This is a genomic window from Hydrogenophaga sp. NH-16 (genome assembly GCF_004006415.1).
Lineage (GTDB): Bacteria > Pseudomonadota > Gammaproteobacteria > Burkholderiales > Burkholderiaceae_C > Hydrogenophaga > Hydrogenophaga pseudoflava.
In genome coordinates this window covers 2,080,554-2,106,607 of sequence record NZ_CP029344.1, presented here as the reverse complement: position 1 = coordinate 2,106,607, position 26,054 = coordinate 2,080,554, and the positions used below count along the sequence as shown (strand labels likewise).

Annotated in this window: 26 protein-coding genes; 15 read left to right on the top strand and 11 right to left on the bottom strand. The window is 67.3% G+C overall.

Features of this window, described 5'->3' with window-relative positions; translation table 11 throughout:
- Window positions 1-91: 91 nt before the first annotated feature.
- The gene (locus DD542_RS10225; RefSeq protein ID WP_127805542.1) at window positions 92-979 is read right to left on the bottom strand and encodes a LysR family transcriptional regulator; all 888 of its coding nucleotides are present in this window, start codon (window positions 977-979) and stop codon (window positions 92-94) included.
- A gap of 113 nt (window positions 980-1,092) precedes the next feature.
- Between DD542_RS10225 and DD542_RS10220 the strand changes: the two genes are divergently transcribed.
- Complete coding sequence (locus tag DD542_RS10220) at window positions 1,093-2,280, top strand: acyl-CoA dehydrogenase (RefSeq protein ID WP_127805540.1); 1,188 nt, start codon at window positions 1,093-1,095, stop codon at window positions 2,278-2,280.
- An 81-nt stretch (window positions 2,281-2,361) separates the two neighbouring features.
- On the opposite strand, the gene DD542_RS10215 is transcribed toward DD542_RS10220, so the two are convergent.
- Both DD542_RS10215 and DD542_RS10210 read right to left on the bottom strand, forming a co-directional pair.
- The gene (locus tag DD542_RS10215) at window positions 2,362-3,027 is read right to left on the bottom strand and encodes a hypothetical protein (protein WP_127805538.1); all 666 of its coding nucleotides are present in this window, start codon (window positions 3,025-3,027) and stop codon (window positions 2,362-2,364) included.
- A 281-nt stretch (window positions 3,028-3,308) separates the two neighbouring features.
- Window positions 3,309-3,539: a hypothetical protein gene (locus DD542_RS10210; protein ID WP_127805536.1), complete on the bottom strand. Its 231-nt coding sequence runs from the start codon at window positions 3,537-3,539 to the stop codon at window positions 3,309-3,311.
- Between the two features lie 271 nt (window positions 3,540-3,810).
- Between DD542_RS10210 and DD542_RS10205 the strand changes: the two genes are divergently transcribed.
- Both DD542_RS10205 and DD542_RS10200 read left to right on the top strand, forming a co-directional pair.
- Window positions 3,811-4,062 carry a type II toxin-antitoxin system Phd/YefM family antitoxin gene (locus DD542_RS10205; protein ID WP_127805534.1) on the top strand — a complete coding sequence of 84 codons (252 nt, stop codon included), beginning with the start codon at window positions 3,811-3,813 and terminating at the stop codon, window positions 4,060-4,062.
- Window positions 4,052-4,492: a putative toxin-antitoxin system toxin component, PIN family gene (locus DD542_RS10200; RefSeq protein ID WP_127805532.1), complete on the top strand. Its 441-nt coding sequence runs from the start codon at window positions 4,052-4,054 to the stop codon at window positions 4,490-4,492. The genes DD542_RS10205 and DD542_RS10200 overlap by 11 nt, the downstream gene beginning before the upstream one ends.
- Window positions 4,493-4,546: 54 nt before the next feature.
- Here DD542_RS10200 and DD542_RS10195 read toward each other — a convergent pair whose 3' ends face one another.
- The 3 genes from DD542_RS10195 to DD542_RS10185 are packed head-to-tail and all read right to left on the bottom strand — an operon-like array spanning window position 4,547 to window position 6,266.
- Window positions 4,547-5,053: a GNAT family N-acetyltransferase gene (locus DD542_RS10195; protein WP_127805530.1), complete on the bottom strand. Its 507-nt coding sequence runs from the start codon at window positions 5,051-5,053 to the stop codon at window positions 4,547-4,549.
- On the bottom strand, window positions 5,050-5,481 hold the full coding sequence (locus DD542_RS10190; protein WP_127805528.1) for a DUF2267 domain-containing protein: 432 nt from the start codon (window positions 5,479-5,481) through the stop codon (window positions 5,050-5,052). The genes DD542_RS10195 and DD542_RS10190 overlap by 4 nt, the downstream gene beginning before the upstream one ends.
- The gene (locus DD542_RS10185; protein WP_127805526.1) at window positions 5,478-6,266 is read right to left on the bottom strand and encodes a class I SAM-dependent methyltransferase; all 789 of its coding nucleotides are present in this window, start codon (window positions 6,264-6,266) and stop codon (window positions 5,478-5,480) included. The genes DD542_RS10190 and DD542_RS10185 overlap by 4 nt, the downstream gene beginning before the upstream one ends.
- A 153-nt stretch (window positions 6,267-6,419) precedes the next feature.
- Here DD542_RS10185 and DD542_RS10180 point away from each other — a divergent pair, with 153 nt between their 5' ends.
- Window positions 6,420-6,803 carry a VOC family protein gene (locus tag DD542_RS10180; protein ID WP_127805524.1) on the top strand — a complete coding sequence of 128 codons (384 nt, stop codon included), beginning with the start codon at window positions 6,420-6,422 and terminating at the stop codon, window positions 6,801-6,803.
- A gap of 42 nt (window positions 6,804-6,845) precedes the next feature.
- Here the strand turns inward: DD542_RS10180 and DD542_RS10175 are convergent, their stop codons facing one another.
- Window positions 6,846-7,253, bottom strand: coding sequence for an MAPEG family protein (locus DD542_RS10175; RefSeq protein ID WP_127805522.1), 408 nt, complete (start codon window positions 7,251-7,253; stop codon window positions 6,846-6,848).
- Between the two features lie 112 nt (window positions 7,254-7,365).
- On the opposite strand from DD542_RS10175, the gene DD542_RS10170 reads away from it, so the two are divergent.
- A complete protein-coding gene (locus DD542_RS10170) occupies window positions 7,366-8,847 on the top strand; it encodes a potassium/proton antiporter (RefSeq protein WP_079365379.1) in 1,482 nt (493 codons plus the stop codon).
- A 19-nt stretch (window positions 8,848-8,866) separates the two neighbouring features.
- Here the strand turns inward: DD542_RS10170 and DD542_RS10165 are convergent, their stop codons facing one another.
- On the bottom strand, window positions 8,867-9,349 hold the full coding sequence (locus DD542_RS10165; RefSeq protein WP_127805520.1) for an Lrp/AsnC family transcriptional regulator: 483 nt from the start codon (window positions 9,347-9,349) through the stop codon (window positions 8,867-8,869).
- A gap of 101 nt (window positions 9,350-9,450) precedes the next feature.
- On the opposite strand from DD542_RS10165, the gene mdeB reads away from it, so the two are divergent.
- The 10 genes from mdeB to DD542_RS10115 all read left to right on the top strand — a co-directional run bounded on the left by mdeB (window position 9,451) and on the right by DD542_RS10115 (window position 23,083).
- Complete coding sequence (gene mdeB / locus DD542_RS10160; RefSeq protein WP_127807357.1) at window positions 9,451-12,030, top strand: alpha-ketoglutarate dehydrogenase; 2,580 nt, start codon at window positions 9,451-9,453, stop codon at window positions 12,028-12,030.
- Window positions 12,031-12,105: 75 nt separating this feature from the next.
- Window positions 12,106-12,717 (top strand): DUF2239 family protein, encoded by a 612-nt coding sequence (locus tag DD542_RS10155; protein WP_127805518.1) that lies wholly within the window; start codon window positions 12,106-12,108, stop codon window positions 12,715-12,717.
- A 26-nt stretch (window positions 12,718-12,743) separates the two neighbouring features.
- Window positions 12,744-13,385, top strand: coding sequence for a TetR/AcrR family transcriptional regulator (locus DD542_RS10150; RefSeq protein WP_066158054.1), 642 nt, complete (start codon window positions 12,744-12,746; stop codon window positions 13,383-13,385).
- Window positions 13,386-13,410: 25 nt separating this feature from the next.
- Window positions 13,411-14,598 (top strand): efflux RND transporter periplasmic adaptor subunit, encoded by a 1,188-nt coding sequence (locus DD542_RS10145; RefSeq protein ID WP_127805516.1) that lies wholly within the window; start codon window positions 13,411-13,413, stop codon window positions 14,596-14,598.
- A 10-nt stretch (window positions 14,599-14,608) separates the two neighbouring features.
- On the top strand, window positions 14,609-17,776 hold the full coding sequence (locus tag DD542_RS10140; RefSeq protein WP_127805514.1) for an efflux RND transporter permease subunit: 3,168 nt from the start codon (window positions 14,609-14,611) through the stop codon (window positions 17,774-17,776).
- A 56-nt stretch (window positions 17,777-17,832) separates the two neighbouring features.
- On the top strand, window positions 17,833-18,522 hold the full coding sequence (locus tag DD542_RS10135) for a protein-L-isoaspartate O-methyltransferase (protein ID WP_127805512.1): 690 nt from the start codon (window positions 17,833-17,835) through the stop codon (window positions 18,520-18,522).
- A gap of 11 nt (window positions 18,523-18,533) precedes the next feature.
- Window positions 18,534-18,881, top strand: a complete 348-nt coding sequence (locus DD542_RS10130) for a rhodanese-like domain-containing protein (RefSeq protein ID WP_066158042.1) — start codon at window positions 18,534-18,536, stop codon at window positions 18,879-18,881.
- Window positions 18,882-18,913: 32 nt separating this feature from the next.
- Entirely contained in the window at window positions 18,914-20,260 is a 1,347-nt protein-coding gene (locus DD542_RS10125; RefSeq protein ID WP_127805510.1) for a TolC family outer membrane protein, read from the top strand.
- 88 nt (window positions 20,261-20,348) lie between these two features.
- The gene (locus DD542_RS10120; RefSeq protein WP_127805508.1) at window positions 20,349-21,089 is read left to right on the top strand and encodes a glycosyltransferase; all 741 of its coding nucleotides are present in this window, start codon (window positions 20,349-20,351) and stop codon (window positions 21,087-21,089) included.
- Window positions 21,080-23,083: a 3-deoxy-D-manno-octulosonic acid kinase gene (locus DD542_RS10115; protein ID WP_127805506.1), complete on the top strand. Its 2,004-nt coding sequence runs from the start codon at window positions 21,080-21,082 to the stop codon at window positions 23,081-23,083. The genes DD542_RS10120 and DD542_RS10115 overlap by 10 nt, the downstream gene beginning before the upstream one ends.
- Here the strand turns inward: DD542_RS10115 and DD542_RS10110 are convergent.
- Genes DD542_RS10110 through DD542_RS10100 form a run of 3 tightly spaced genes read right to left on the bottom strand, consistent with a single transcriptional unit; the run spans window position 23,065 to window position 26,050 of the window.
- Window positions 23,065-24,312 (bottom strand): O-antigen ligase family protein, encoded by a 1,248-nt coding sequence (locus DD542_RS10110; protein ID WP_127805504.1) that lies wholly within the window; start codon window positions 24,310-24,312, stop codon window positions 23,065-23,067. The genes DD542_RS10115 and DD542_RS10110 overlap by 19 nt on opposite strands.
- Window positions 24,313-24,360: 48 nt before the next feature.
- Entirely contained in the window at window positions 24,361-25,155 is a 795-nt protein-coding gene (locus tag DD542_RS10105) for a glycosyltransferase family 2 protein (RefSeq protein ID WP_127805502.1), read from the bottom strand.
- On the bottom strand, window positions 25,148-26,050 hold the full coding sequence (locus DD542_RS10100) for a glycosyltransferase family 2 protein (protein ID WP_241559743.1): 903 nt from the start codon (window positions 26,048-26,050) through the stop codon (window positions 25,148-25,150). The genes DD542_RS10105 and DD542_RS10100 overlap by 8 nt, the downstream gene beginning before the upstream one ends.
- Between the last annotated feature and the right edge of the window lie 4 nt (window positions 26,051-26,054).

The following is a 26,054-nucleotide window of genomic DNA, read 5'->3' as shown; positions in this document are numbered from 1 at the left end:
TGTGTCCTTTCCGTGGATTCGTTGCAGCGACGACGAGTGTCGCACCCGTCTTGGTCGCGCGCAGGCGGCGGGTCTTACACCCTCTCGACCCTCACGCGGGTGCGGCCGCGCGCTGGACCGCCGCCAGGAACGCGCCCAGCGCCGACTGGTCGCGCCCGGTGCGCCAGAGGCAGTGCGTGTCGTAGGGGGCCAGCGGCTGCTCCAGAGGCAGGAACACCACGCCCGGCAGCCCGGCCTGCTGCAGAGCCGCAGGCACCAGGCCCACGCCCAGACCCTGCGCGATGACCGACACCACGCTCAGCCAGTGCCGCAGCTCGAAACCCAGCGCGGGCTCGAACCCCGCGTCGGCACAGGCGGCGAGGATGCGGTCGTGGTAGTCGGGCGAGACCACGCGCATGACGATGGCGAAGGACTCTTCTTTCAGCGCCTGCAAGGGCAGCTTGCGTTTCTTCGCCAGCGGGTGGCCGGCGGGCAGGCAGGCCATGAAAGGCTGGCTGGACACCAGGATCTGCGAGAAGCCCGCCGGCACCCGCGTGGTGTGCACGAAGCCCAGGTCCAGCCGGTCGTGCACCAGCTCCACCAGTTGCTCGCTGCTGCTGAGTTCGCGCAGCGCCAGCCGCAGCTTCGGGTGCGCGGCGGTGAAGTCGCGCAGCACCTGCGGCAGGCCGCGGTAGAGCACGGTGCCGGCAAAGCCAATCTGCAGTTGCCCCGCCAGCCCCTGCCCCACGTCGCGCGCCTCGCGTGCGGCCAGCGCCGCCTGCTCCAGCAGCGCCTGCGCGCGCGGCAGAAAGGCCAGCCCGGCCGCGGTGAGCGCCACGCCGCGGCTGTTGCGCTCGAACAGGCGCGCGCCCACGTCGGCTTCGAGCTGCTGGATGGTCATGGACAGCGGCGGCTGCGTCATGGCCAGCCGCTGGGCTGCGCGGCCGAAATGCAGCTCCTCGGCGAGCACGGTGAAACAGCGCAGGTGGCGGAATTCCATGAATCTGCTTTGTGTATTGATCAATCGGCAATCAATATTAGACAGCTATTCATGGTCGCCCGACAATCTCGCACAACCAAGACCTTCCACCCTTTCCACCGGAGACCCGCACCATGGCCACGAGCAAGAACACCTTCAGCTGGGAAGACCCCTTCCACCTCAGCGCCCAGCTCACCGACGACGAGCGCCAGGTGCAGGACGCCGCCCGCGCCTACTGCCAGGAAAAGCTGCTGCCCCGCGTGCAGCTGGCCTTCCGCAACGAGACCACCGACGCGTCCATCTTCCGCGAGATGGGCGAGCTGGGCCTGCTGGGCCCGACGATCCCCGAGCAGTACGGCGGTGCTGGCCTGAACTACGTCTGCTATGGCCTGGTGGCGCGCGAAGTGGAGCGCGTGGATTCGGGCTACCGCAGCATGATGAGCGTGCAGAGCTCGCTGGTGATGGTGCCCATCAACGAATTCGGCAGCGAAGCGCAGAAGCAGAAGTACCTGCCCAAGCTGGCCACCGGCGAATGGATCGGCTGCTTCGGCCTGACCGAACCCAACCACGGCAGCGACCCCGGCAGCATGATCACCCGCGCCCGCAAGGTCGACGGCGGCTACAAGCTCAGCGGCGCCAAGATGTGGATCACCAACAGCCCGATCGCCGACGTGTTCGTGGTCTGGGCCAAGGACGACGGCGGCCAGATCCGCGGCTTCATCCTGGAAAAGGGCTGGAAGGGCCTCTCCGCCCCGGCCGTGCACGGCAAGGTCGGCCTGCGCGCCAGCATCACCGGTGAAATCGTCATGGACGAGGTGTTCGTGCCGGAAGAGAACGCCTTCCCGGACGTGCGCGGCTTGAAGGGCCCGTTCACCTGCTTGAACAGCGCGCGCTACGGCATCGCCTGGGGCGCGCTGGGCGCGGCCGAAGACTGCTACTTCCGCGCCCGCCAGTACGTGCTGGACCGCCAGCAGTTCGGCCGCCCACTGGCCGCCAACCAGCTGATCCAGAAAAAGCTGGCCGACATGCTGACCGAGATCAGCCTGGGCCTGCAGGGCTGCCTGCGTCTGGGCCGCATGAAGGACGAAGGTACCGCCGCCGTCGAGATCACCAGCATCCTCAAGCGCAACAGCTGCGGCAAGGCACTGGACATCGCCCGCATGAGCCGCGACATGATGGGCGGCAACGGCATCAGCGACGAATACGGCGTGGCCCGCCACCTGGTGAACCTGGAGGTGGTGAACACCTACGAAGGCACGCACGACGTGCATGCGCTGATCCTGGGCCGCGCGATCACCGGGATTGCAGCGTTCGCGAACTGACCGGGTCGCATGCCGTAACAAGAAGGGCTGCCAGTGGCAGCCCTTTTTTTCAGCCTCATTCACCGCAAGACACAAATCGACTCAAAGCGACCTCGCCGAACCTTTCATAGGCGGCCAGCCTTGCAAGCTCATTCCAAACGAGAGCCCAAAAACAGAAAGTGCCTTTCTAATTTCAATTACCGAATCAATACTCAGACCTGCCACCTTCGCCAACTCCAATCCATCAAACTGAACAAGATCACCCAATCTAGAAACACCTAGATCTCGCACGGAGTCAATCACTTCGCAAGCAAGCCCTTCAAGGCACTCAATCGACAAAATCAAAGCCGAATCATATTCATGACGAACAGGTTCACCAGTTCTATCAAGCAACGTACTTCCCTGAATCACTCCATCTTTCACCTCCAGTAAAATTTCGCGCTCATAGATTGGCCATATATCACTTCGACTAAGCAGCTTCCCACCCAGAAGTTTGAGCTTCCCAGAGTACCAACTAGCAAAAACAGGCTCTTGGACATCAGGAAAAACAAGCCCAAGCCCCTTACCGGTCTTTCCTGGCACATAGCCACGAAGCGAAACGACAAAAAAACGATCAGCAACAAACACCCATACGGAAAAATACCCTTTGATATTTCCTGTACTCAAATCCATAAACTCCGGCAACTCTCCAAGTGAAGAAAGTGGCTCGTCAAAAGTAACGTACTCTTCGCCTTCATATAGAACCTTATCTGGAAGTTGTGCGGTCATGAGTTACACCTAAAAATTCCGAATCAATAGCTAAGTATAGACACCACTTCGTTTCGGTCATCGCCGTTTGCCGTTCCCGTAAGATCCCGGCAATCGGGACCAATGATCCAATGCATCGACATCACTCTTCCCCCCATTTCTTGCCAGCCCCTTGTCCGCAACGCGAGCTAACGAAGAAGATCCCTTACGAATCGAAAGTTCAACTGAGGTCTTTGTTTTTGCGCGCGTCGATGAGACAAACTTAAAACCACCCAATTCACGACTCACAAGAAGCCCCGATCTCAATTGAATTTTTGAGGCAACATCCTCCAAGAACTTAGAGTGATCAAAAAAATTAAAACTTCTTGCAGCCTTCCCGTATCCCCTGTGATCACTGCGTGCGCACAGATTATCTCCAATAATTCATCAAATTCTTTGGATCGATAAAATTTTGGAACATCAACAAACCTCCTTACCTCAGGCTTTTTTATATTTTTAAAGAGAGCCAGCAAGCTTTTTTTATCTGAATCCAAGTCAATCTCCTTTTAAAGCAGAGTCCCCAATAAACTTCCTAAATGACATAGGTTCTAGGGGGTGACGGGGTTAAGCCTTGCCTTTCCCCAAACAAAGTCCCTATGCTGCGAATAGCCCCAGAGTTGTCAGCGTAACCGATCAAACGCTGATAGCGCCTGTGGCTGCAGCAGTGGGACTACCCAAAACGCAGCTAGCCTAAAATCGATCAAAGCACACGAATCGAACGATTCGTGTGAAAATTTGTCCTGTTTCCACCACCGGCGCCCGCCCATGCTCTCCTACACCGCCAACCAGGCCAAGACCCACTTTGGCGAATTCCTCGACCAAGTCCAGCGCGAGCCCGTGCAGGTGCTCAAGCGCGACCGCGTGGTGGGTGTGATGGTCAGTGCGCAAGACTACGAGGCCATGCGCAATTTCTACGCGAACCGTCTGCAGGGCACGCTGGCGCAGAACGCCGCTGGCGCCGCCGCGCAAGGTCTGACGGAAGACGAACTGCAGCGCCTGCTGGCCGATGAGAGTTGAGCGCCAGCGGCTGCTCGTGGTGCTGGATACCAATATCTGGCTCAGCGCAGCGCTTTCGCCCAGCGGAACACCAACCCAGGTGGTGCGTGCGGCGCTGTTGCAGGGGACAGCGGTGTTTTCCGAGGCCACGTTCGCTGAACTGGAAACCCGCATCTGGAAACCCAAGTTCGACCGCTACATCAGCCTGGAGGCGCGCAAGAGCATCCTGCGCGATGCAAGTGCGGCTGCGCTGTGGGTTGAGATTCCGCCCGAGCTGGCGGAACTGCGCTGGAGCCGCGACCCGGACGACGATGTATTCATCCGGACAGCGCTCGCGGCGCAAGCCCCCTGGCTTGTGACGGGGGACGACGACCTGCTGTCGGTCCCGGCCATCACCGGTTTGCAGATCCTGACACCTGCGCAGGCGATGCAGGCCTGGACCCCAGCCTGACGCCGCCTCGCCTGTGTCTGCGCAATGATGGTCGTGCCAGATTGAGCGAGCGCTTCAAGAAACCTTTGCCAACAGCATCGACAGATACCGCACCAACCCAATCCGCCCCGCCTTGGGTTCCGCGTACTCCGTGAACCCGGCCACTTCATAAGCACGCCGGGCGGCGAGGTTCTGGTCGTCCACACACAGCGCGAGCGTCCTGCAGGACGCCCAGTGTTCCGACACCCACGCAGCCACCAGTGCCAGCGAAGCGCGTCCGTGGCCTTTGCCCTGCTCGCGGCTGTCGATGCGCATGGCCCTGAGCGCAGCAGAACCCGCTGGGGCCCAGTCCGGCAACCGGGCACCCCGGCTGAGAAGCACAAAGCCGATGGGCGTTTCCGATTCCAGAATGGCCAGGCCGGCCACCTCGTCCGGCGAGGCGCCTTCGCACACAGAAACGGCCTGCGCGGTGGTGCCGGCGAACTCGATCTGCTCGGGCGAGATGTGCAGGGCCAGCACGCGCTCGCGCTGATCTCCGGTGAGCGACTGCCAGCGCTGGAGTTGAAGCCGGGTGGGTGTCATGGGGCAGGTCTCGCCTGCCAGTACCGGCGAGCCTCAGGTGGCAGCTGCGCCAGCACCCTCTCAAATGCCACCACATCCACATGCCGCCGCAATGCCGTTGCCACGGACACCACCGAGTCGGCGGGCGAGAAGTTGTGCTCCGTGCGCACGGCGCGCACGTCTGCCAGCCACTCGTCCGGCCCGCCAAAGGGCACCGGCGCCTGGTCAAAGGGCCAGTCTTCGATGAAGATCGCCCGGATCACAGGCGGCAGCACGGCCGCAAAAGCGAGGGCCTGCGGCACGGTCAGTCGCCGGCGGAACGCGTGCAGCACACCCACCACCATGTTCCAGGCCATGTTGGTGGTGGGCAGCCCGGCGCAGTTGCGGGCGTCGACCATGAAGCGCTCGAACTGGAGCGTGGGGTTCTGGTATTCGAAGGGCAGCGTCATGGGAACAGGTGGGATGTCTGCGGAAATGTGATCCGCCTGGCGACGTACACGCCATAGCCGAAGTACATCGAGTTTGCTTCGTACAGCGCAATCTCCTGCTCGTGTTCCGCCACCACCGCCCGTGCGGCCTCGCTGTTTCCGTGGCGGCAAAGGAAGTCATTGAAGCCCGCCTGCAGCGGGCGGTAGTAGGCGTCGCGCCAGCAGGTCTCGGGCAGCACGAAATAGCCCAGTGGCGAATAGCCGTGCCGCTCCAGCACGCGGATCTTGTCCGCGGCGGTGGCGACTTCGGAGTAGGCGGCGTCCCAGAAGGCCTGCAGTTCGGCCGGGCGGGTATTCGTGCTCCAGGTGAGTTCGGAGGCGACGAGCACACCACCGGGCTTGAGAAAGCGCCGCCAGTTTTTCACGCCGTTCTCGAAGCCCATGTTGTAGATCGCGCCCTCGGACCAGAGCAGGTCGAACTGCGCGTCGGCAAACGGCAGTTCGCTCATGGACGCCGCCAGTGGTGTGACTTGATCGGCCACCCCGGCGGCTTTGCTGCGCTGCTGCAACGTCGTCAGGAACGGTGGCAGAAAGTCCACCGCGGTGATCTGCGCCTGCGGCAGCAGCCGGGCCAGCGCGAGCGTGGCGGCACCGGTGCCGCAGCCGATGTCGGCCACAGTCAGCAGCGCCGCCGGGTCAAGCCCGGTCAGGCGCAGCGCCAGTTCGGTCTGTGCGTCGCCGCCCGGCCCCTGGCGGGGGTTGGGCTGGTGCAGGTCGATGAGGAGGTCGAGCTTGTCCTGGGTCATGGATGAGCATGGTAGTTCCAGCCATGCCCACACCACCCGGTGGGGGCCACTGGCGCCGGGGTCGCCTCAGGCCTATGCTGGTGCGCCGGCCCGGTGTGGCCTGGCGGGCGCCAGGCGGCGCAAACGCGGCCGGATCGAGCGAAAGGACCGGCCATGTTGTCCACTGCTTCTGTCACCACCATGCTGCCCGTGAAAGACATCGACCGCGCGCGGGCGTTCTACGAAGGCTGTCTCGGCCTGACACCGGGCGGGTTCAAACCCGACGGCAAGTTCGTCTATTCGGTCGGTGGCACCACGCTGGCCCTGTTCCCCAAACCCGACGGCACCAAGGCCGATCACACCGCCATCAGCTTCCAGGTGAACGACATCGCCGCCAGCATCGCGCAGTTGAAACGCGCGGGCGTGGTGTTCGAGGACTACGACTTTCCCGGGCTGAAGACGGTGAACCACGTCTGCGTGCTCGGGGCCGAGAAGGCCGCCTGGTTCAAGGACACCGAAGGCAACTACCTCTGCCTGCACGAAGACCTGCCGGTGTAGCGCTCCGGGTTCATGGCACGGGGCGACACCACAACCAGGGCGTCAGGCCGCAGACAGTCCGAACACCCAGTACACCGCGATCGCCACCTGCACCGCGAACGCGGTGAACCGCGCAGTAACGGCGGCGGGCGAAGTCGAGACCAGGTGGATCAGAGACTGCACGATGCGCGCACCGAGCAGCACCCAGGCCAGCGGGTCGGTGACGGTCGCCCGCCCGGCCACCACGGCGACCAGCATGAGCCCGCCAAAGAGGGGCAACCCCTCCAGGCAGTTCGCGTGCGCCCGGGCCAGGCGCTGCATGAAGGGCGAGAGGTTGGCGTTGTCGGGGGTGAAGCCATTGGCGGGCACGGTGCCCGAGAGGACGAGCCAGGACCGGATGGCTTCCATGAGGACCAGCAGGCACAGGGTCCAGGCGATGAATCCGAGAAGCGCTTGCAGCGTGGCGGTCATGGTGCGGACTCCCGGCTGCAGGCGTGGGCGACCTGCCACGGGTTGACCATGCAGCCAGACGTAATGTAGTCCTCAGCCCCACCGCCGGCACACATTCTGTTAGCTTGCGGCCATGGCCCTGTCGCTGGACTTTCTCGCCCTGCCCCTGCTCGTCGCCGCCGCGCTGGTGTTCGTCAGCGTGCTCGCGGGCGTGGTCTCGACGCGGGTGGGGTTTTCCTTCCTGCTGGTGTTCCTGCTGGCGGGCATCCTGGCCGGCCAGGACGGGCCCGGCGGGCTGGTGTTCAACGACTTCCGGCTGAGCTTCTGGGTCGGCAACATCGCGCTGGCGGTGATCCTGCTCGACGGCGGGTTGCGCACCGACTTCGACACCTTCCGCACCGGCCTGAAGCCCTCGCTGCTGCTGGCCACGCTGGGCGTGGTGCTCAGTGCGGGCATCACCGGCGCGGCGGCGCGCTGGCTGCTGGACCTGTCCTGGCCGATGGCGCTGCTGGTGGGCGCCATCGTCGGTTCGACCGACGCGGCCGCGGTGTTCGCACTGCTCAAGTCCTCGGGCGTGCGGCTGAACGAGCGTGTGGCTGCGACGCTGGAGATCGAGTCGGGCATGAACGACCCGATGGCGGTGTACCTGACGCTGGCGCTCATCGGCGTGGTGCTGGCGGCGTCCACCGCAGGGTCTGGCGCCGGGCTGTCGGCGCTGGAGGTGCTGCGCTCGCTGGCCCTGCAGTTCGGCTGGGGCGGGGCACTGGGGCTGGGCGCCGGCTTCGCGATGGCCGAACTGCTCAAGCGGCTGGGGCGCGGCGAGGACGGTGGCGGCGGCATCCGCGCGCTGCTGCTGGTCTCGGGCGGGCTGACGGTGTTCGCGGCCACCACTTGGCTGGGCGGCTCGGGCTTTCTGGCGGTGTACGCCATGGGCGTGATCGCGGGCAACCGGGCGCGGCGGCAGGTGCGGTCCACGCTCTCGGCCATGGACGGCTACGCCTGGCTGTCGCAGGCGGGCATGTTCCTGCTGCTGGGCCTGCTGGCGACGCCGTCGCAGCTGCTGCCCACCCTGCTGCCCGGGCTGGGGGTGTCGCTGGTGCTGATGCTGGTGGCGCGGCCGCTGGCGGTGGCGCTGTGCCTGGTGCCGCTGCGCTTTCCGCCGCGCGAGATCGCGTTCATTTCCTGGGTGGGTCTGCGCGGCGCGGTGCCCATCGTGCTGGCCATGTTCCCGCTGATGGCCGGTGTGCCCGGCGCGCAGACCTTCTTCAACGTGGCCTTCGTCGTGGTGCTCACCTCGCTGCTGCTGCAGGGCTCGACCATCGCCTGGAGCGCGCGGCGGCTGGGCCTGGCGCTGCCCGAGCCCAATGACCTGCAGGCCAGCCGCCTCGTGTTCGGCGATTTCGTGATCGACGGCGCGACGCCGATGGACACGCTGTGCGCCTTCTATGGCCTGCCCGTGCCGCCCGATGCGCCGACCGACGTGGCCACCTGGATGCGTGAGGAACTGCGGCGCCCGGCCGTCGAAGGCGACAGCGCCATGCTGGGCGCGGCGGAACTGAGCGTGCGCGCGCTGGAGGGCGGGCGCATCACGCGCGTGGGCATCCGGCTGGGCTGAGGGCGGCGCCCCACAGGCATCAGGTCGGCGCCAGCGGCAGCGCCGTCTTGTAGCGCACCTGCTTGAGCGCAAACGAAGATCGGATCTTCTCGACCTGGGCGATGGGCGAGAGCTGCTCCAGGATGAAGCGCTCCAGCGCCGGCATGTCGGGCACGGCCACGCGCAGCAGGTAGTCGGCGTCGCCGGACATCAGGTAACACTCCATCACCTCCTCGCGCAGCGTGATGCGCTCCTCGAAGGCCTGCAGCGCCTTGCGGCTCTGCTGCCTGAGGCTGATGGAGACAAACACGTTCAGGTGCAGCCCGAGCTGGCCGGCGTCCAGCAGGGCCACGTACTGGCGGATCAGCCCGCTGGCTTCCATGGCGCGCACCCGGGCCAGGCAAGGGGAGGGAGAGAGGTGCACACGGCGCGCGAGTTCGACGTTGGACAGGCTGGCGTCCCGCTGGAGTTCTTCCAGAATCCGGCGGTCGGTGGCGTCGAGGTGGTTTGTGCTGCTTTTCATTGGTTTGGCGGTGCATCGTGCTGCAGAGGCGCCCATTGTTCAGCAAGTCCGGCAACAAATGCGCGTGCGCCCTGCCTACAGTCCTGCGCTCACCCGGAGAAATTCCCTTGAACACCAGCCCCGACCTCGACCCGGCCGAAACGCAGGAGTGGCGCGACGCCCTGCGCTCGCTCATTGACACCCAGGGGCCGGCGCGCGCCCGCGCCGTGCTGGACGAACTGGCCCGCCTGGCGCACGAACACCACGTGGGCTGGCAGCCCGAGCGCAACACGCCGTACGTCAACACCATCGCGGTCGACGACCAGCCGCCGTTCCCGGGTGACCTCGCCATCGAGGAGCGGCTGGCCTCGCTGATGCGCTGGAACGCCCTGGCCATGGTGGTGCGCGCCAACAAGGCCTATGGCGAACTGGGCGGCCACATCGCCAGCTACGCCAGCGCGGCCGACCTGTTCGAGGCCGGCTTCAACCACTTCTTCCACGCGCGGAGCCACGGCCATGGCGGCGATCTCGTGTTCTTCCAGCCCCACAGCGCGCCCGGCGTCTACGCCCGCGCGTTCCTCGAAGGTCGCCTGAGCGAGGCCGACCTGGCGCACTACCGGCAGGAAATCGTGGCGCCCGAACACGGCGCGCGCGGCCTCTCCAGCTACCCGCACCCCTGGCTGATGCCCGACTTCTGGCAGTTCCCCACCGGCTCCATGGGCCTGGGGCCGATCAGCTCGATCTACCACGCGCGCTTCATGCACTACCTGAGCGACCGGAACCTGCTCGACTGCGCCGGCCGCAAGGTCTGGGGCGTGTTCGGCGACGGCGAGATGGACGAGCCCGAGAGCATGAGCGCGCTCACCCTGGCCGCGCGCGAGCGGCTGGACAACCTGGTCTGGGTGGTCAACTGCAACCTGCAGCGGCTGGACGGCCCGGTGCGCGGCAACGGCCGCATCATCGACGAGCTCGAACGCCTGTTCGCCGGCGCCGGCTGGAACGTGATCAAGCTGGTCTGGGGCAGCGACTGGGACGGCCTGTTCGCTCGCGACCGCAGCGGCGCCCTGGTGCGCGCGCTCCAGGGCACGGTGGACGGCCAGATGCAGACCTTTGCGGCCAAGAACGGCCGCTTCAACCGAGAACATTTCTTCGGTCAGAACCCCGAGCTGGCCGCCCTGGCCCAGGGCATGACCGACGAGCAGATCGACCGCCTCAAACGGGGCGGACACGATCTCGTCAAGATTCACGCCGCCTACGCCGCTGCTGCCGCCCACAAGGGGCAGCCGACGGTGATCCTGGCCCACACCAAAAAGGGCTATGGCATGGGACAAGCGGGGCAGGGCAAGATGACGACGCACAGCCAGAAAAAACTGGACGACGCCGACCTCATCGAGTTCCGCAACCGCTTCAACCTGCCGCTGACGGATGAGCAGGCCACAAGCCTCAGCTTCTACAAACCCGCGGCCGACAGCCCCGAGATGCAGTACCTGCACGCGCGCCGCGCCGCGCTGGGCGGCCACCTGCCGCGCCGCGACACCAGCTGCGAACCGGTGGCCGTGCCATCGCTGGCGGGCTACGGCCAGTTCGCCCTCGCCGCCGGCGGCAAGGAGATGAGCACCACCATGGCCTTCGTGCGCATGCTGGGCAATTTGCTCAAGGACGGACAACTGGGACCTCGCATCGTGCCCATCGTGGCCGATGAGGCGCGCACCTTCGGCATGGCCAACCTGTTCAAGCAAGTCGGCATTTACAGCAGCGTGGGCCAGCGTTACGCGCCGGAAGACATCGGCTCGGTGCTGAGCTACCGCGAGGCCAAGGACGGGCAGATCCTGGAAGAAGGCATCAGCGAGGCCGGCGCCATCGCCAGCTGGACGGCGGCGGCCACCAGCTACAGCGTGCACGGCCTGGCCATGCTGCCCTTCTATATCTACTACTCGATGTTCGGCTTCCAGCGCGTCGGCGACGCCATCTGGGCCGCCGCCGACCAGCGCGCCCGCGGCTTCCTGCTGGGCGCGACCTCGGGCCGCACCACGCTGGGCGGCGAAGGCCTGCAGCACCAGGACGGCAGCAGCCACCTGGTGGCCGCCACCATCCCCAACTGCAGGGCCTACGACCCGGCCTACGCGGGCGAACTGGCCGTCATCCTCGACCACGGCATGCGCGAGATGCTGGAGCGGCAGCAGGACGTCTTCTATTACGTCACGCTGATGAACGAGAACTACGCCCAGCCCGACCTGCCCGAGGGCGCGGCGGCCGGCGTGATCGCCGGGGCCTACCTGTTCGAGCGCCTGGGCCCGGCCAGCGGCCCCGGCGTCACGCTGATGGGCTCGGGCGCCATCCTGGGCGAGGTGCGGCAAGCCGCGCAGCAACTGGCCGCACAGGGTCTGGGCGTCGACGTGGTCAGCGTCACCAGCTGGAGCGAACTGGCGCGCGAAGGCGCCGCCGCAGGCGCAGCCGAGCCCTACATCGCGCGCCTGCTGGGCCAGACCCGCGGGCCCATCGTGGCCGCCTCCGACTACGTGCGCGCCGTGCCCGACAGCGTGCGCGCCTACCTGCCCGCCGACCGCGCCTGCGCCACCCTGGGCACCGACGGCTTCGGCCGCAGCGACACGCGCGCCGCGCTGCGGCGCTTCTTCGCGGTCGACGCCGCCAGCATCGTGGAGCGGGCGCGGGCGCTGACTCTGCGTGCGGCAAGCGCTTGACGGCGGTGGTCCGTTTTATTACCCGGGTAAAAATGAGCTATACTTTTACCCGGGTAATATTCGAACGCCGCTCACATGCCATCGCTTTCTCCACACTGGATCGCTTTTGAACACCACCGCCGGCTCGCCCGCGGCGAGCCGGCCGGCGTGATCGCCGCCGTGCAGCAGCACCTGGCGGCACAGCCCGAGGCGCTGCCGCTCGTGCTCGACGCCGTCACCAGCGAACGCATCGAACTGGACTGGCGAACACCCGCCGCCCAGCTGCTGGCGCAGCTGCCGCCCGCCCCGGCCACCGACGAACCGGACGAGGCGCCAGGCGGCGAGGTACCGCGCGGCCCCGGGCGGCCGAAGCTGGGCGTGACCGCTCGCGAGGTCACCCTGCTGCCGCGCCACTGGGACTGGCTCGCGCGCCAGCCCGGGGGCGCCTCGGTCGCGCTGCGCAAGCTGGTGCAGTCGGCCATGCGGGATGGCGGCTCCGCCGAGGCGCAGCGGCGCGCCACCGAGGCGGCCTACCGCTTCATGTCCATCGTGTGCGGCGACCTGCCGCAGTACGAAGAGGTCAGCCGCGCGCTGTTCGCGGGCGATCTGGCACGGGTGGAGGCGCTGGCGGCGGACTGGCCGACCGATGTGACAGCCCACCTGCGCACGCTGCTGTCGCAGATTGACGCTGCGGGGGTGCGGAACTAAACTACTGACCAGTCAGTCATTAGAAGATGAATTCCGCGCTCTCCCCCACCAAACGCGAACGCCGCAAGGAAGCCCGCCCGGGCGAACTGCTGGACGCCGCGCTCGCCCTGTTCGTTGAAAAAGGCTTCGCCGCCACCCGCGTCGAGGAGGTCGCCGCACGCGCGGGGGTCTCCAAAGGCACCCTCTTCCTCTACTTTCCCAGCAAGGAAGAACTCTTCAAGGCGGTGGTGCGCGAAACCATCGCCGGCCGCTTCGGCGAGTGGAACGACGAGCTGGACGCCTTCCAGGGCGACAGCGCCGAACTGCTGCGCTACACCATGAACGCCTGGTGGGAACGCATCGGCATGACGGCCGCCTCGGGCATCACCAAGCTGGTGATGAGCGAGGCCGGCACCTTCCCCGAGATCGCCAGCTTCTACCAGCACGAGGTGATCGACCCCGGCCGGGCCCTGCTCAAGCGGGTGCTGCAGCGCGGCATCGACCGTGGCGACTTCCGGCCGATGGACCTGGACAGCGCGGTCTACAGCCTGATCGCGCCCATGATCTTCCTGCTGATGTGGAAACACTCCATGGCACCCTGCTGTCCGCCCGCCGACCGGCTGGACCCGCAGGCCTTCCTGGGCACGCAGGTCGGCCTGCTGCTGGACGGCATGCGCGTGCGCCCCTGAACACCAGACCTCTTCCGAGAACCCCATGAACGCACCCGCTTCCCGTTCCGGCTGGATCAAATGGCTGCTGCTGGCCCTGCTCGTGATCGCCATCGCCCTCGGCGTGGCGCGCGCGCTGGGCAAGCGCAAAGCGCAGAACGAGGCCGCCACCGCGGCCGCCGTCGCCGCGCAGAAGGCGCCGGTGTACGAACTGCCGCCGCAGGACGTGGCGTCTGTCGAACGGTTGGACCTGGCGCAGTCGGTCGGCGTCTCGGGGTCGCTGCGGGCGCTGCAGACCGCGGCCATCAAGGCCCGCGTGGCGGGTGAGGTGCAGGGCATCACCAAGCGCGAGGGTGATGCCGTCCAGGCGGGCGAAGTGGTCGCGCGCATCGACAGCACCGAGGCCCAGGCCCGCGTGCGCCAGGCCGAGCAGCAGGCGAAATCGGCGCTGGCACAGGTGGCGATCGCCAGGCGCGCACAGGACAACAACCAGTCGCTGGTGCAGCAGGGCTTCATCTCGGCCACCGCGCTGGAGACCTCGACCAACAACCTCGCGGCCGCCGAGGCCAACCACCAGGCGGCTGTGGCGGCGCTGGACATCGCGCGCAAGGCGCTGGGCGACACCACGCTGCGCGCGCCGCTGTCGGGCCAGGTCTCGGCGCGGCTGGTGCAGAACGGCGAGCGCGTGGGCGTGGACGCCCGCATCCTGGAGGTGGTGGATCTCAGCGGCTTCGAGCTGGAAGCCGCGCTGGCCCCGGCCGACGCTGCGAGCGTGGCGGTGGGCCAGAAGGCGCGGCTCAAGATTGAAGGTCTGGACAAACCGGTGGACGCCACCGTGGCGCGCATCAACCCCAGCGTGCAGGCCGGCAGCCGCAGCGTGCTGGTCTACCTGCGCCTGCCCGCCGCGGCCGGCATGCGCCAGGGCCTGTTCGCACAGGGCGAGATCGTCACCGGCCAGATCCAGGCGCTGGCCGTGCCGCTCTCGGCGGTGCGCAACGACAAGCCCCAGCCCTACATCCAGGTGATCCAGAGCGGCAAGATCGCCCACGTGCCGGTCCCCCTGGGCCGACAGGGGCAGCACGGCGGTGAGGCCATGCTGGTGGTCGACGGCGTGACCGCCGCACCCGCGGGCACGCAGCTGCTGCGCGTGCAGGCCGGCCTGATCCGAGAGGGCACCGAGGTGAAGCTCGCGGCGCCCGCCGCCACGCCCCCGGTCACCGCCGCCACCAACTGAGCGCCGCACCATGTGGTTCACCCGCGTTTCGCTGCGCAACCCGGTCTTCGCGACCATGGTCATGCTGGCCCTGCTGGTGCTGGGGCTGTTCGCCTTCCAGCGCCTGAAGGTCGACCAGTTCCCCAACATCGACTTCCCGGTGGTCGTGGTCACCACCGAGTACCCCGGCGCCTCGCCCGAGATCGTCGAATCCGAGGTCACGAAGAAGGTTGAAGAAGCCGTCAACGCCATCGCCGGCGTCAACGCCCTCACCTCGCGCAGCTACGAAGGCCAGTCCGTCGTCATCATCGAGTTCCAGCTGCATATCGACGGCCGCAAGGCCGCCGACGACGTGCGCGAGAAGATCGCCATCCTCAAGCCGAGCTTCCGCACCGACGTGAAGGAACCGCGCGTGCTGCGCTTCGACCCCGCCAGCCGGGCGATCTGGTCGGTGGCGGTGCTCCCTGAAGCAGTCAACGGAAAGGCGCTCAGCGCGGTCGAGCTGACCACCTGGGCCGAGCAGACGCTCAAGAAGCGCCTCGAGAACGTGCGCGGCGTGGGTTCGGTCACCCTGGTGGGCGGCACCCGGCGCGCCGTCAACATCCACCTCGACCCGGCCGCGATGGAGGCGCTGGGCGTCACCGCCGACCAGGTCACTACGGCGGTGCGCAACGAGAACCAGGACCTGCCGGTGGGCACGCTCAAAACCAGCGAGCGCGACCGCGTGGTGCAGGTGCTCTCGCGCCTGAAGAACCCGCAGGACTTCGGCCAGATCATCGTGGCGCGGCGCGGCGGCAGCCCCGTGCACCTGTCGCAGGTCGCGCGCGTGAGCGACGGCACGCAGGAGGTCGAGAGCCTGGCGCTCTACAACGGCCAGCGCACCCTGCTGCTGCAGGTGCAGAAGGCGCAGGACGAGAACACCATCGCGGTCACCGATGGCCTGAAGGTCGCCGTCGAATCGCTCAAGGCCGAGCTGCCACCGGGCGTGAAGCTGGAGCCGATCGCCGACGGCTCGCGGCCGATCCGCGTCTCGGTCGAGAACGTGCGCCAGACGCTGATCGAGGGCGCGCTGCTCACCGTGCTGATCGTGTTCCTGTTCCTGAACTCGTGGCGCTCGACGGTGATCACCGGCCTGACGCTGCCGATCTCGGTGATCGGCACCTTCTTCTTCATGAACCTGCTCGGGTTCACCATCAACATGATCACGCTGATGGCGCTGACGCTGTCGGTGGGCCTGCTGATCGACGATGCCATCGTGGTGCGCGAGAACATCGTGCGCCACGTGCAGATGGGCAAGAAGCCGTTCGACGCCGCCATGGACGGCACCTCGGAGATCGGGCTGGCGGTGCTGGCGACCACGCTGTCCATCGTCGCCGTGTTCCTGCCCATCGGCTTCATGGGCGGCATCATCGGCAAGTTCTTCCACGAGTTCGGCATCACCATGGTCGCGGCCGTGCTGATCTCGATGTTCGTGAGCTTCACGCTCGACCCCATGCTGTCCTCGGTCTGGCACGACCCCGAGATCGAGAAGCACGGAAGACACCTCGCGCCCGTCAGCCTCTACGACAAGACCATCGGCCGCATCACCGGCTGGTTCGACCACATCCAGGACCGGCTGGCCGACACCTACCAGGGCGCGCTGCGCTGGTCGCTCTCGCACAAGCTGTCCACCATGGCGCTGGCGCTCGCGGTCTTCGTCGGCAGCGTGTTCATGCTGCCGCTGCTGGGCACCGAGTTCGTGCCCAAGGCCGACTTCTCCGAAACCTCGCTCTCCTTCCACACGCCGGTCGGCTCCTCGCTTCAGGCGACCGAGGCGAAGACGAAGCAGGTCGAGGCCATCCTGCGCGAGTTCCCCGAGGTCCAGTACACGCTCTCGACCATCAACACCGGCAACGCGCAGGGCACGATGTACGCCAGCGTCTACGTGCGCCTGGTCGACCGCCAGGCGCGCACGCTCAACGCCGACGCCATGGCGGCGAAGCTGCGCGACCGGCTGCGCACCGTGCCCGGCATCACCGTCACCCACGCGGGCCTGCTCGACCCGGTGGGCGGCAACAAGCAGATCGAGTTCTCGCTGCAGGGCGACGACCTGGCCGAGCTGGAGCGGCTGACCGCCCAGGTGACGGAGCGCGTGCGGCCCATCGTCGGCCTGGTCGATCTGGACGCCAGCATCAAGCCCAACAAACCCACGGTGGACATCGTGATGCGCCGCGAGATCGCCTCGGACGCGGGCCTCAACAGCGCAGCCGTGGCCAGCAGCCTGCGCACCTTCGTGGCCGGGCAGACCGTGGGCAACTGGCGTGCCGCCGACGGCGAGAGCTACGACGTGAACGTGCGCCTGGCGCCGGAGCAGCGCGCCCGCGCCGACGACCTGGAACAGCTGCCCTTCGTGGTCGGCAACAACGCCGACGGCAGCGCGCGCGTGGTGCGCCTGGGCCAGATCGCCGAGGTGGTCGAGTCCACCGGTCCGAACCAGATCAACCGCCGCAACCTCAACCGCGAGGTCGCGATCAGCGCCAACGTCTACGGCCGTTCGGCCGGCGAGGTCTCGGGCGAGATCCGCCAGGTGCTCGACCAGATGAGCTTCCCGCCGGGTTACCGCTACGAGTTCGGCGGCTCGACCAAGAACATGCAGGAATCCTTTGCCTACGCGGTCTCGGCGCTGGCGCTGGCGATCATCTTCATCTACATGATCCTGGCCAGCCAGTTCCAGAGCTTCCTGCAGCCGCTGGCGCTGATGACCTCGCTGCCGCTGACCCTGATCGGCGTGGTGCTGGCGCTGCTGATGTTCGGCTCGACCATGAGCATGTTCTCGGTCATCGGCATCGTGCTGCTGATGGGCCTGGTGACCAAGAACGCCATCCTGCTGGTGGATTTCGCGATCCGGGCGCGCGAGGGCTTCGAGGGCCAGCCGCCGCTGGACCGCGAGAACGCCCTGCTGCTGGCGGCCAAGGTGCGGCTGCGCCCGATCCTGATGACCACCCTGGCCATGGTGTTCGGCATGGTGCCGCTGGCCTTTGCGCTCAGCGAAGGCTCGGAGCAGCGCGCCCCCATGGGCCAGGCCGTGATCGGCGGTGTCATCACCTCTTCCATCCTGACCCTGGTCGTGGTGCCAGTCGTCTACTGCTACATGGACGATCTGGCAACCTGGGTGCGGCGCCGGCTGGGCTTCGCGCCCGCGGCGTCAGCGGCCCGATGAGCCCCGCTCGGTAAAATCGGAACAGATCGGCTAACATACCCACCGGAGTATCAAAAATGACCTCTTCGACGCCCCTGAGCCTCGACCGTGCCCGCTTCAACATGATCGAACAGCAAGTCCGCCCCTGGGAGGTGCTGGACCCGGCCGTGCTGGAGCTGCTCGACCGCGTCAGGCGCGACCAGTTCGTCCCGCCCGCGCAGAAGGCGCTGGCCTATGTCGACATGGAACTGCCCCTGGGCCACGGCGCCGACCAGGTCATGCTCGCCCCGCGTGTGCAGGCCCGCATGGTGCAGGACCTGGCACTGAAAGCCACCGACAAGGTGCTGGAGATCGGCACCGGCAGCGGGTACACCACCGCGCTGCTGGCCAGCCTGGCCCAGCGCGTGGTCTCGCTGGAAATCGACGACGCCATCGCCAGCGCCGCGCGCCAGAACCTGCAGCAGGCCGGCATCACCAACGCCGAGGTTCGGGTGGCCGACGCCGCGGCCAACGGCTTTGCCGCCTGCGCCGCCGAAGGCCCCTGGGACGCCATCCTGGTGGCCGGCTCGGTCGCCGAAGTGCCGGCCGGTCTGCTGGCCCTGCTGGCCAAGGGTGGCCGTCTGATCGCCATCGTCGGCCACGAGCCGGTGATGCGTGCCACCGTCGTCACCCGCGTGGACGACGCAGGTTTCAGCACCCAGCAGCCCTGGGACACGATCGCGCCCCGCTTGCGGAACTTTGCCGAGCCCTCGCGCTTCTCTTTCTGAGCTGCGACGCCATGCAAGCCATCCACCCCGCCCAACTCGACGACTGGCTGCAGCACGCCAGCGCACAGAAACCCGGCGCACTGCCGGTGGTGCTGGACGTGCGCGAGCCCTGGGAGCTGCAGACCGCCTCGGTGCGGCCCGACGGCTTCGAGCTGGTGGCCATGCCGATGCGCAGCGTCCCCGCCCGCTACCTCGAACTCGAACGCGACCGCCCCATCGCCTGCCTGTGCCACCACGGCGCACGCAGCGCCCAGGTGGCGCACTTCCTGATCCAGAACGGCTTCACCGCCGTCGTCAACGTCCACGGCGGCATCGACGCCTGGTCCCAGCAACGCGATCCCGGGGTTCCCACGTACTGACCCCGCCGGCGCCCTGTTCCCAAGGAAACCCCATGACCGCTCCGTCTTTCGCTCCCCGCCGTTCTGCCCTGACCCGCCTTTCCTTCGCGGTCGCCCTCGCGCTGGGTGCGGCGGGCGCCCAGGCCCAGAGCCTGGTGGAGCTGTACGAGGCGGCACGGGGCTACGACACCACGCTGCAGTCGGCGCGCGCCCAGTACGACGCCAGTCTCGCCAAGGCCGACCAGGCCAAGGCCGGCCTGCGTCCGCAGGCGGGGCTGGGTGCCGGTGCCAACTGGACCAACAGCCGCAACGACGTGACGGACACGGGCCGCACCAGCAACTCGCAAAACGTCACCCTCTCGGCCAGCCAGCCGCTGTACCGTCCGGTCAACCGTTACAACGATGAGCAAGGCCAGCTCTCGGTGGAGATTGCCCGTGCCCAGCTGGAAGCGGCCGAACAGGACCTGATGGTGCGCACCGCCCAGGCCTACTTCGACGTGCTGGCCGCGCAGGACACGCTGACCTTCGTGCAGGCACAGAAAACCGCCGTGGCCGAGCAGCTCGCCGCGGCCAAACGCAATTTCGAGGTCGGCACCTCCACCGTCACCGACTCGCGCGAAGCCCAGGCCCGCTACGACCTGGTGCTGGCCCAGGAGATCGCCGCCAGCAACGACCTGCTGGTCAAGAAGCTCGCCCTCGACCAGCTGGTGGGCCGCAGCGGTGCCAGCCCGAAGCCGCTGGCCGCCCCGGTGAACCTGCCCGCGGTGCAGCCCGCCAGCGCCGAGGCCTGGGTGGAACAGGCGCTGACGCAGCATCCCGCGGTGCGCCAGGCGGACAAGGCCTTCGAGATCGCCGAGGTCGAGGTGCAGAAGGCCCAGGCTGGCCACAAGCCGACACTGGACCTGGTCGGCCAGTACCAGGTGGCGCGCGGCCCCAACTCGAACTTCCCGACCGCCGGCAACGTGCGCACCAACAACGCCAGCGTCGGCCTGCAGTTCAACCTGCCGCTGTACGCCGGCAACGCCATCGAGAACCGGGTCCGTGAAGCGCTCGCGCTGGTCGAGAAGTCGCGCGCCGACCGCGAGACCGCGCTGCGCAACATATCGCAGGCCATCCGCAGCGCCTACTTCGGCGTGGTCTCGGGCACCAGCCAGGTCAAGGCCCTGGAAGCGGCCGAGGCGTCCAGCCAGAGCGCGCTGGACGCGAACAAGCTGGGCTACCAGGTGGGCGTGCGCATCAACATCGACGTGCTCAACGCCCAGAGCCAGCTGTTCCAGACCAAGCGCGACCTGGCTGTGGCACGCTACAACGTGTTGGTGGGCCAGCTGCGCCTGAAGCAGGCCGGCGGCGTGCTCAAGGCCGACGACCTGCAGCCGGTCAACACCCTGCTCGCCCGCTGACTTCCCTGGCAGCGGTGCTGCGATAAACTGCTGCACCTCCTGCGGCGGACATGTCGTCCGCCCGCGGGGTGAGAGCCAAAGGTGATTCATGCAAGCGGTCAATGTGCTGTGCATCAAGTGGGGCAAGAAGTACGGCCCCGAGTACGTCAACAAGTTGCACAGCATGGTCCGCCGCCACCTGCACCGGCCGTTCCGTTTTGTCTGCCTGACCGATGACGGCGCCGGCATCGACCCCGCCATCGAGGTCAAATCCATCCCCATGGTCGGCTTCGAAGAGTTCGACCAGCGCAAACCCTGGACCTTCGGCCACGGCTGGCTCAAGCTGACCTCGTTCGCCAACCCGCTGTACGACCTGCAAGGCCGCACCCTGTTCCTCGACCTGGACATCGTCATCCTCGACAGCCTGGACCCGTTCTTCGAGCAGCAGGGCGAGTTCATCGTGATCAAGGAATGGGACAAGAAGGACGGCACGGGCAACACCTCGTGCTACCTCTACACCATCGGCGCGCACGCCGACGCGCTGGAGCACCTCAGGAACGACTACCCCGCCTCGATCGCGCCGGTGCGCAACGAGCAGGAGTTCATCACGCTGTATCTCGCGCGCCAGGGCAAGCTCAGCTACTGGCCCGAGGAGTGGTGCCGCAGCTTCAAGCGACACTGCCTGCAGCCGGGCATCATGGGCTGGTTCAAGCCGCCCACCATCCCCAAGGGGGCCCGCCTCATCGCCTTCCACGGCAAACCCAATCCGCCCGACGCCATCGCTGGTGTCAGTGGCAAGTGGTACCGCCGCGTCCTGCCGACCCAGTGGGTCGCCGACCATTGGCGCTGAACAAGGCCAGCCTGGCCCAGCACGGCTACCGGCTGCTGCTGCGCGGTCTGACGCTGCCCCTGCTGGGCTGGCTGTGGCTGCGCGGCCGCAAGGACGCCGGCTACCGTGAACGGCTGCGCGAGCGGCTGGGCTTCGTCCGCATCGAACCCGCGTCCATGGGCGGCCTCTGGATCCATGCCGCGTCCGTGGGCGAGGTGCAGGCGGCGCGCCCGCTGATCGCGGCGCTGCGCGAGACCTGGCCCGACCATGCGATCACGGTCAGCACCCAGTCGCCCACGGGCGCACGCACGCTGCGCTCACATTGGGGCGATGACATCCGCCACGTCTTCGCGCCCATCGACACACCTGGTGCCACGCGCCGCTTCCTGGACCGGCTGCAACCTTCCCTGCTGGTGCTGATCGAGCGCGAGATCTGGCCGGAGATGCTCTGGCAATGCCGCCAGCGGCTCACGCCGGTGGCCCTGGTCAACGCCCGGCTGTCGGCCGACTCGGCCCAGTTCTACCAGCGCTGGCGCGCCCTGATGGCGCCCGTCTGGTCGCAGATGGCCGTGGTGGCCGCCGCCGACGCGCCCAGCGTGGAGCACTACGCGGCCCTGGGCGTGCCCGGCGACCGCCTGGTGCTCACCGGCAACCTCAAGTTCGACCAGCGCGACACGCCCGAGAGCCCGGACCGCCTGCCCTGGCTGGCGGGGCGGCCCATCGTGGTCGCTGGCAGCACGCACGACGGCGAAGAAGCGGCCCTGCTGCTGGCCTGGCCCGAACTGGCGCGCCAACACCCCGGCGCGCTGCTGATCCTCGTGCCGCGTCACCCGGAGCGCTTCGACGAGGTGGCCGAACAGATCACCGCGAGCGGCCTGAGCTTCGTGCGGCGCAGCCGTGGCGAAACGCCAGTGGCCGGCACCGCGGTGCTGCTGGCCGACACCATGGGCGAGCTGGGCACCTGGTACCTGCACGCCAGCGTGTGCTTCATCGGTGGCAGCCTGGTGCCCATCGGCGGTCACAACGCGCTGGAGGCCATGGCCTGTGCCCGGCCGGTGCTGTTCGGCCCGCACACCCACCACTTCCAGGAGTTGTACCAGGACGTCGAGGCCTGCGGCGCGGGCGAGCGCGTCGACTCGGCCCGCCTGATGCTGCACACCGCCGCGCAGTGGATGCGCGACAAGGGCCTGCTGCAGCGCAAGGGCCAGCAGGCGCGCGATTTCGTTCTGCGCCAGCAGGGCAGCAGCCAGCGCAGCCTGCAGGCACTGCGCCAGGTCTGGGCACCGATGCGGCCCGAACGCCTGGCGCCGGCCCGCGCATCGTCGCCGGCCGGTCAGACCATCTGGTTCGACCCCGCCCAGGTGGCCGAGGCTCTGCCGGCCCTGTTCACGCCGCCACCCGACGACAGCGCAGCGCTGGCGACGGGCAGCGGCCGTGGCCAGGCCCACCGCGTGGCGCTGGACCACGGCGAGGGCGTGCTGCGCCATTACCGGCGCGGTGGCCTGATGGCCCGGCTCAGCCCCGACCGCTACCTGGGCCGTTCGCCGCTGTCCAGCCGGGCCATGAACGAGTTCACCCTGCTGCGCCGCCTGCGCGCCTGGGACCTGCCGGTGCCGGCGCCCGTGGCGGCGCGACAGGTGCGCGGCCTGATCGGCCACACCGCCGACATCGTGGTCGCGATGATCCCGCAGACCCGCAACGTGGCCCAGGCGCTGTCCGAAGGACCGTTACCGGCCACGGACTGGATCGCACTCGGACGCGCCATCCGCCAGCTGCACGACCGCCAGGTGTTCCACTCCGACCTGAACTGCCACAACCTGTTGCTGGATGGGCAAGGCGCTGCCTGGATCGTGGACTTCGACAAATGCGGCGTGCGACCGGGCGAGGCCTGGAAGCAGGAGAACCTGGAGCGTCTGCGCCGTTCGCTGCGCAAGGAACAGGGTCGGCGCCACCCGTTCCACTGGGACGAGGCGCGCTGGGACGACCTGCTGAAGGGCTACGCCGGCGAGGCCTGAACCGCTGGCGGTGGGCGCCGGCCCGCCGAGGCCATCAACAGTGCGGTCATCAGGATGAAAAAGTGGCTCTCGGTCGACAGCCACAGCGAGCTGTGGGTCATGTTCGAGGTCAGCATGATGCTCACGAAGGCCAGCATCAGCGCCCGGTGCGTCGAACGGTAGCGCAACCCCTGCCGCACGATGGTGCCCATGAACCAGAGGATCAGCACGAAGCCCGGCAGCCCCTGCTCGAAATAGAACAGGATGAACTGGTTGTGCGGGTGCGGGCAGATGGCGTCGCAGAACTTCGGATCCTTGAAGTACGAACGCGCCAGCACCGGGTAGGACGCGGTTCCGGCGCCCATCAGCTTGGCGTTGTCAAAGTCGGTCTGGCGGACCATGAAGCGCCAGACCTCGATGCGCGCGCCGATCGAGGTCACGGTCCCCGCACTGTGGTTCTGCGCCTCCTGCCAGGCCAGGTTGGTGCGGTGCTGGAACTGCGGCGAGAGCGTGTAGGCCGACATCAGGGCCAGCGCGCCGGCCAGCACCACGCCCAGCAGCATCTGCGGGCGGCGCCAGAGCATCGCCAGTGAGAACACGACAGTGGCCAGCAACAGGCTGAGGTAACCGGTGCGGCCCTGCGTCAGCACCAGGATGCTCACTGCGGCCAGCCCGGCCACCAGCCAGCACAGGACCTTCTTCCAGTTCGATGTGGCCTTGATCGCCCAGTGCGCGCACAGGACGGTGAACAGCGACATCATGATGCCCTGCGAGATGTGGTCCTTGAACACGGTGTGGTCGGCACCGAAGCCCTGGTTGTAGGTGCGCGACCAGGGCAGCTGGAACCACACGTTCAGCCAGGTGGACACCAGCGTGAACAGCAGAGCCAGACCGAACGCCGTCCAGCAGTGGGCCCGGTCTTCGCGGCGCGCCAGCAGGAAGATGAACACCGGCAGCAGCAGGAACTTCACGTACTTCTTGTAGTAGCCGCCGATCTCCGCCCAGCTGGCCGGCGACCAGAACGAGGCTAGAACGATCAACAACGCCAGCGCCAGCGCCGGGCGCACCACCGGATTGGCCCAGGAACTGCGCAGGAACTCGCGCAGCGCCGTACCGTCAAGGCTCAGAGCCCACAGAAGGACAACGATCAGCATCAGGCTGTTGGCCAGCGCCACCGATATTGGAAAGCCACCGAACAGCAGCACCAGGCTGTAAATGGCGGCCCTGCGGGCATACGTACGGAAACTCATTGCAGGCTTGTCGTGGGAAGGGGTGCCAGGCACATGCGGGGGCGCCGGTCAGCGCTTGACCATGGTGTCGCCGGGCACAGGCCGGTCGTAGCGGATGATGGCGTAGCGGAAAAAACACTCCAGCGCCACCAACAGGCAGAACAGGAAGCCTTCCGCGCCGCACAGGAATCCGCGCCGGAAGATGTACAGACGGATGAAGTTGCTGGTGGCCGAGGCCAGGCCACGCAGCACGCCACCGCGGCGCCCGGCCTGTACGCGGCGCACCGCGCCGAGCTGGGCGTACTGCGCCATCTTGAGCAGGCCGCCATAGACCGACTCGCGCGAGTGGTGCAGCAGGCGGGTGCGAAAGGTCTTGACTGGTGTGGTCGGGTCTCGCAACACGGCGTGTTCGTGCACCACGCCCTCGTAGCGCAGCAGCTGGTCGGTGCGGAACAGCCGCCACACGCCACCTTCGGTCTTGGCCATGCGGTGCAGGGTGCGGCCGAAAGCCACCTGGTCCCAGTAGATCTTCCACACCGCGTTCTCACCGGAGGCCACCGCAGCCCTGATCTCGTCCTGCAGGCCGTGCGGAATCACCTCGTCGGCGTCCAGGAAGAAGATCCAGTCCGCCTTCACATGGGTCATGAGCCGGTTGCGCTGCTCGGCGAAACCACGCCAGTCCGGAAACAGGTGCACCTGGGCCCCCATCTCCTGGGCGATCTCACGCGTGCGGTCCTCGCTGCCGCTGTCAATCACCACCACCTGGTCGGCGAACGACGCGCTCTGGATGCAGCGCGCGATGCGGTGGGCTTCGTTGAGTGTGAGGATGCCGATGCACAGCGTCGGTTTGCGATGTTCAGCCACGGACCCTCCAGCCGATGAGCCCGCGCCAGCGGCCGAACATGCGGGCCAGCAGCTTGGGTGAAAACACGATGGCCCGCAGGGGCAGTCCCAGGGTGGTGGTCACCAGCAGCCATCGGCGCAGGCGCTGCGCCTCCTCGCGCGAGCGGTACTTGGTGGCGAACTGCAGCTTGGACTGCGCGTGGTGGAAGCCCCGTGCGTACTCGTGGCGCCAGGGCGACGCGCCGCGCACCGAGCCGCGCGAGTGGTGGATGGCCTGCACCGCAGGCACCACGACGATGTTCTGTTTCGCGTTGAACAGGCGCAGGCACAGGTCGTCGTCCTCGTAGTAGAGGAAGAACTGCTCATCGAAGAACCCGACCTCGCGGAACGAGGCCATGCGCAGCAGCATCGCCGCGCCACAGACAAAGCCGACGCAGGTGGGACCCGATGCGCCCGGACCGCGCGGCGCCCACCAGGTCTGCGGAAAGCGGTAGTTGATCTCGGGTTTGCCGGAGGCGCTGACCAGCTGTGGGGCCAGCACCGCGGCCTGGGGCATGGCGGCCGCCATCGCGAGCAGTGCTTCCAGACCCGGGCCGTCGATCTCGCAGTCCGGGTTGAGCAGGAAGGCGAACGGGGTCTGCACCCGGGCCAGCGCGCGGTTGTTGGCAGCGCCAAACCCCAGGTTGCGACCATGGTCCAGCACGATCGCATGCGGCCAGAGCCGGCGCGCCGAGGCGGCCGTTCCATCGGCGCTGCCGTTGTCCGACACGATGACGTTCGGACAGTGCGACAGCAGCGTGTTCAGGGCAGGCAGGCAGTGCGCGCTCTCGCGCGTGACCACGATGATGGTGACCGCTGCCAGGGCATCACCGCTCAGGCGCGCTGGATCCAGGGGCACGTCGTGGCTGCTCGGCACCAGG

Bases quoted from the DNA above. Each gene is read 5' to 3' on its own strand.
- DD542_RS10180 (WP_127805524.1), top strand. From the start codon at position 6,420: ATGTTGTCCACTGCTTCTGTCACCACCATGCTGCCCGTGAAAGACATC.
- DD542_RS10155 (WP_127805518.1), top strand. From the start codon at position 12,106: ATGCCATCGCTTTCTCCACACTGGATCGCTTTTGAACACCACCGCCGG.
- DD542_RS10200 (WP_127805532.1), top strand. From the start codon at position 4,052: ATGAGAGTTGAGCGCCAGCGGCTGCTCGTGGTGCTGGATACCAATATC.
- DD542_RS10195 (WP_127805530.1), bottom strand. From the start codon at position 5,053: ATGACACCCACCCGGCTTCAACTCCAGCGCTGGCAGTCGCTCACCGGA.
- DD542_RS10110 (WP_127805504.1), bottom strand. From the start codon at position 24,312: ATGAGTTTCCGTACGTATGCCCGCAGGGCCGCCATTTACAGCCTGGTG.
- DD542_RS10150 (WP_066158054.1), top strand. From the start codon at position 12,744: ATGAATTCCGCGCTCTCCCCCACCAAACGCGAACGCCGCAAGGAAGCC.
- DD542_RS10135 (WP_127805512.1), top strand. From the start codon at position 17,833: ATGACCTCTTCGACGCCCCTGAGCCTCGACCGTGCCCGCTTCAACATG.
- DD542_RS10220 (WP_127805540.1), top strand. From the start codon at position 1,093: ATGGCCACGAGCAAGAACACCTTCAGCTGGGAAGACCCCTTCCACCTC.
- DD542_RS10205 (WP_127805534.1), top strand. From the start codon at position 3,811: ATGCTCTCCTACACCGCCAACCAGGCCAAGACCCACTTTGGCGAATTC.
- DD542_RS10125 (WP_127805510.1), top strand. From the start codon at position 18,914: ATGACCGCTCCGTCTTTCGCTCCCCGCCGTTCTGCCCTGACCCGCCTT.
- DD542_RS10145 (WP_127805516.1), top strand. From the start codon at position 13,411: ATGAACGCACCCGCTTCCCGTTCCGGCTGGATCAAATGGCTGCTGCTG.
- DD542_RS10140 (WP_127805514.1), top strand. From the start codon at position 14,609: ATGTGGTTCACCCGCGTTTCGCTGCGCAACCCGGTCTTCGCGACCATG.
- DD542_RS10175 (WP_127805522.1), bottom strand. From the start codon at position 7,253: ATGACCGCCACGCTGCAAGCGCTTCTCGGATTCATCGCCTGGACCCTG.
- DD542_RS10225 (WP_127805542.1), bottom strand. From the start codon at position 979: ATGGAATTCCGCCACCTGCGCTGTTTCACCGTGCTCGCCGAGGAGCTG.
- DD542_RS10170 (WP_079365379.1), top strand. From the start codon at position 7,366: ATGGCCCTGTCGCTGGACTTTCTCGCCCTGCCCCTGCTCGTCGCCGCC.
- DD542_RS10120 (WP_127805508.1), top strand. From the start codon at position 20,349: ATGCAAGCGGTCAATGTGCTGTGCATCAAGTGGGGCAAGAAGTACGGC.
- DD542_RS10165 (WP_127805520.1), bottom strand. From the start codon at position 9,349: ATGAAAAGCAGCACAAACCACCTCGACGCCACCGACCGCCGGATTCTG.
- DD542_RS10185 (WP_127805526.1), bottom strand. From the start codon at position 6,266: ATGACCCAGGACAAGCTCGACCTCCTCATCGACCTGCACCAGCCCAAC.
- DD542_RS10190 (WP_127805528.1), bottom strand. From the start codon at position 5,481: ATGACGCTGCCCTTCGAATACCAGAACCCCACGCTCCAGTTCGAGCGC.
- DD542_RS10215 (WP_127805538.1), bottom strand. From the start codon at position 3,027: ATGACCGCACAACTTCCAGATAAGGTTCTATATGAAGGCGAAGAGTAC.
- DD542_RS10130 (WP_066158042.1), top strand. From the start codon at position 18,534: ATGCAAGCCATCCACCCCGCCCAACTCGACGACTGGCTGCAGCACGCC.